General features: G+C 41.4%; 1 protein-coding gene. It reads right to left on the bottom strand.

All coding sequences use genetic code 11. From position 1 onward, the window contains the following. Positions 1 to 122 precede the first annotated feature (122 nt). Positions 123 to 1,340 (bottom strand): IS110 family RNA-guided transposase, encoded by a 1,218-nt coding sequence (locus L1028_RS30980; protein WP_234541957.1) that lies wholly within the window; start codon positions 1,338 to 1,340, stop codon positions 123 to 125. Positions 1,341 to 1,599 lie beyond the last annotated feature (259 nt).

Genomic DNA, 1,599 nt, shown 5'->3' with positions numbered 1-1,599 from the left:
TTAAGCTCCCATGAAAATAAAATCTGCAATAACTGTAACGAGGCAAAGTAAATAAGACGCAGTTCATTCATTTTTTTTGAATGTCACAGCATCCGAAATAAGAATATGGATGTCTTAATGAATTAGGAGACTTCTGCAATAGTTACAGAATAACCTAAGTTTTCTAGTCTTCGAACTGCGTATTTCACAATAGATTGTTGCTTCTGCTTGTCAAAGTAATCTTCGCCTAGATCCACATACATTTCTTCACGAGTCAACAAATAGTAGGCTATTCTCAACATAGCATGCGCGACAGAGATTGCAGCCCTTTTTCTTCCTTTTCTTGCCGCTGTACGTCTGTACATGGCACCAAGATAGTTCTTTGAGGCTGCTACGGAATGGGCTGCTTCCACTAAGGCGGACTTCAAATATTTGTTTCCGTTTTTAGATTTAGCAGATTTTCTTTTTCCTGCACTTTCGTTATGCCCAGGCACAAGTCCAGCCCATGAGCATAAATGCGCAGCACTGGGAAACTGCTTCTTAATGTTGGTCCCAATTTCGGCTAAGATTTGTTCTGCCATTCGAGTAGCTATTCCAGGAATTGAATCTAAACGTTCGACATCGTCAGAAAATGGAACAACCCTCGTAGTGACTTCCTGGTCTAGCACCGTGATTTGTTCACTTAAAAAATCAATGTGAGTTAAAATAGTCTTAATCATCAAGCGTTGATGAGGGTTTACATAGCCGTGTAGAGCAAGTTCAAGTTCATCCTTCTTTCGTTTCATGGTGCGTCTAGCAAAGTTCGCTAGTTTCTCAGGATCATCCTCACCGTCAGCAATAGCATGAAGCATATCACGAGAAGAGACCCCCATAATATCAGAGACAACAGAGCTGAGTTTAATATTGGCTCCTTCTAACACTTTTTGAATTCGGTTATGTTGTCTAGCTCGTTCTTCGATAATACTCCGACGGTAACGTACAAGTTCTCGAAGCTCCCGTTGATTTCGATCTGGAATGAAACTTGCTTTAAGTAATCCATGACGAAGAAGCTTTGCAATCCATTCGGAGTCTTTGACATCTGTTTTACGTCCAGGCAAAGCTTTCATATGCTGGGCATTCACCACTAAAAATTCAATGCTTTCTGCTTCAAGTAGATTGACAATAGGTTTCCAAAATACACCTGTACTTTCCATAGCGACGTGAGTGCATTCATGTTGTTTAATCCAGTCAATTAGTTGTAAAAGAAACACTGTTTTAGTCGGAAACGTTTGAATCTCCTTTCCATTAGACGTTAGGATACATGCGGTAATGTTATCCTTATGAATATCCATACCACATGCCCGTTCAACTACGATTTCCACTCTAAAGTATCCTCTCTACGGCTAAATTAGGTAAGAGGCTGGTGCAACAATCAGAGTAGGATTAATCTCCCATGAGTGCTTCCCGAAAGGGAGCGACAATCTGTGATGCACCGTGATCGTTGGAGTCAGACTAACGGATGGGCTCGTAGGCACCATAGCTTATCGACCTTCCTCTCCCAGCCATAGTAGAAGTATTAACAGATACAAATATTTTCATCATCTGTGGTGCGGCGCTTGCGTTGCATGTATGGCTAACGGG

The sequence above is a fragment of the Paenibacillus pseudetheri genome (genome assembly GCF_924513355.1).
In the GTDB taxonomy this organism is placed as follows: Bacteria; Bacillota; Bacilli; order Paenibacillales; family Paenibacillaceae; genus Paenibacillus_AQ; species Paenibacillus_AQ pseudetheri.
The sequence above is the reverse complement of the archived record's forward strand: the minus strand, read 5'-3'. Positions and strand labels throughout refer to the sequence as shown.